A 2734-nucleotide genomic window follows, 5' to 3' on the forward strand; every position below is an offset into this window, starting at 1 on the left:
TTTTGTGCCAAATACCGGGCTGGTATTAGTTTCGGCACCAGTAATACTATTGCCGGGTATTTTGGCAAAATAAGAAACACCCACATCAAGAGAGGTAATGTTTTGCATACCAGCAACCCGGCAACATCTTTGATATGTTACTGTATACCCAGAACTATTAGCAGGCAAATCGTCAATGATTGTAGTATAGGTTCTTGTAAAAAAACAAACCTCTTGTTCTATTGAATCAGGTATGCATGGGTCGTTAGGTATTTTCTGCAACGTTACTAATGGAGAACCTGGAATATCTTTTATATTTCTTACTTGAGCATTAGTTAATGTATTGAAAACAGTAAATACTACAATGTCATCTAAAGTTGCTCCTCCGGAGTGGCAATCTTTGTACATCCGTAATGTAACACTATATTTTAACGTACCTGGGGATGTACCTGGGCCTAAATATATGTAAGACATTTCCCCACCAGATATATGTGTGGCAAAAATTTCTTTAACTGATAAAAAAGATAAAATAAAAAGAATACAGTATTTCTTCATTCCCGGATGTTATACGATGTAAGACCTAAAAGTAACATAAAATGCTGCCTTTTGCAAAGCTGGTACCTGTTAAAACGGTTTAAAGGTTTTGTTTGTTGTTTAATCGGTGATAATATTAGTTAGGTTGCCAATTGTAAAAACTGCAGCATTGCGGCATTTACTTTGTCTGTTTCCTCTAACATGCCCATGTGGGCACTGTTGCGTAAAATATGTACATGAGATTGCGGGGGCAAATAACATTGCTGCATACTTTGCTCAAAAGGAATGGCCTTATCATGTTCTCCAATAATAAATAGCACTGGGCCATTAAAAGTTTTCAATACTTCAATTCTTTCGGGCCGGGCAATCATGGCCTTATAATATTTTATTAACGCTTCTGGGGTGAAGCTTTTTCCTTTTTCGATTAAATCGGTACAAGGTTTATAACCTTCTGGGTTAAGAAACAGACCAGGTATAGTTGTTCTTAAAAATTCGTAAGCGCCATTGCTTTTTATAAACTCAATCGATTTTAAACGGGCTGCTTTTTTTTCTTCATTATCTGCAAATGCGGAGGAATGGCACAAACCAAAGGCACTTATTAATTCAGGATATTTTTCTGCAATGGCTAATGTAATATAGCCACCCATACTGTGGCCAATAATAATTGACTGGCTGATATTTTCTTCTACAATAATTGCTTTTATTAAATCGGCCATGCCTTCAATGCTCATGTCTTCAATTAATTCAGATTTGCCGGTGCCTGGCAAATCCGGGATTATTAAGGTGAAACCGTCTTTTAAAAATTCAATTTGATTATTCCATATTTCACCATCTTCGGCAAAGCCGTGAATAAGTACAACAGGTTTTCCAGTGCCGGTAATGCGGTAAAAAATTTGGGCAGATTGATACGCCATGGTTTTAGTTTCCATAATAATAATTTAGTTAGTGAAGTTAAGCTATTTAACGCCGATAGATTTTACAGCACTTCTATAAATTAACAACAGCACGAAAGGGATTAAAGCAGGATTTAAATGCTGCGGTAAAAAAAACCAGGCTAATAATACAATCACCAAAGCTATAGCAGTGAAAACAAAATATTTTTTTACCCAACTTTTTTTATGCATACCACCCTGTGGACTGTTTATGAAGAATGCCATGATGAAATGTGTTGGCCATGCCCACAGTAAATTAAAATTATTTTTTGTCATGCTGTGGTCAGTAGCCGTTGTCATAAAAACTAAAATGATACCGAGTAAACCCGTTGCAAAAAATAATAGCCAGTCGAACAGTTTTAAAAATGTACGGGCAGTTTTATTTTTTAATAAACTTATTAAAACAATTATTATCAGCAGAAGTGTGAAAACAACAAAAGGTGTAAAAAATGGCTTTTTAACAGCGCCATTATTTATGTTGTATAAATTTTGATGAGATAATACCATTGGATGATTGGCACTGTCTAAACTTTTCATCAGGTTATCGGGTAGAAACTGCATTTGCTCTGCCGTCATTACTGCGTCGCAGGGTTTGCCTAATAAAAGATCGATACCGAGTTTGCTCCAGTGCTGCTGGCCTTTATCGAGGTATTGATAAATAGCCTGGCGAAAAGTTGTGCCCGCCGGCATTACAGGATTTATGGTAAAAGAAGAATCATGATTTTTTTTAAGGATATCCCTGAGCCTTGTAGTGCAGTTATCAAAAAAGAAATCGTATTTATAATATTTATTTTCTTCTTTTAAATTATTATTTAAAAAATGCTGGATAGTTGTCTTTTCTGCTGCAGTTAAATTTAAAACCTGCTCGGTAATTCCCCTGTTTTCATTTTGATAACTGTATTTAAAATCATCAAACCTTGCTGCGGAAACATAGTACATTAATTTGCCCCTTGCAAATTTTATGTAAAAACCTTCGTCATTAAAATCGAACGTACCATAATTGTAAACGATGTCTGTTACACTGCTGCTGTCAATTACCCGGTAAGCGCTGTGGCCAAAAATAGAATAGAGTTCATCGCCGGGAGTGCAGGTGAGCAGAGATATTCTTAAATGAGAAGAGTCCTGGGCAAATGAATAATGAATAATGGATAATGAAAAATTAATGACGATCAAAATGCGGCAAATACTTTTTTTCATTTTAAAATTGTTGAATACGAATTTACAGGAATTATTTTTTTGAAGCAGATAGTTTATAGAACCGCTTAGTTAACACTTCGACTTTGCTCAGT

At 35.4% G+C, this 2734-nt stretch carries 3 protein-coding genes; all 3 read right to left on the bottom strand.

Translation table 11 applies throughout. The annotated features are described in order from the left end of the window. Positions 1 to 534 (bottom strand): hypothetical protein (locus tag ACY65O_RS16525; protein ID WP_462221966.1); only part of this gene is annotated, 534 nt, incomplete at its 3' end. A 119-nt stretch (positions 535 to 653) separates the two neighbouring features. Further along, complete coding sequence (locus ACY65O_RS16530) at positions 654 to 1442, bottom strand: alpha/beta fold hydrolase (protein ID WP_462221967.1); 789 nt, start codon at positions 1440 to 1442, stop codon at positions 654 to 656. Between the two features lie 27 nt (positions 1443 to 1469). Beyond that, complete coding sequence (locus tag ACY65O_RS16535) at positions 1470 to 2642, bottom strand: Lnb N-terminal periplasmic domain-containing protein (RefSeq protein ID WP_462221968.1); 1173 nt, start codon at positions 2640 to 2642, stop codon at positions 1470 to 1472. Positions 2643 to 2734 lie beyond the last annotated feature (92 nt).

This window comes from Ferruginibacter sp., assembly GCF_031430955.1.
Classification (GTDB): domain Bacteria; phylum Bacteroidota; class Bacteroidia; order Chitinophagales; family Chitinophagaceae; genus Ferruginibacter.

Bases quoted from the DNA above. Each gene is read 5' to 3' on its own strand.
- ACY65O_RS16530 (WP_462221967.1), bottom strand. From the start codon at position 1,442: ATGGAAACTAAAACCATGGCGTATCAATCTGCCCAAATTTTTTACCGC.
- ACY65O_RS16535 (WP_462221968.1), bottom strand. From the start codon at position 2,642: ATGAAAAAAAGTATTTGCCGCATTTTGATCGTCATTAATTTTTCATTA.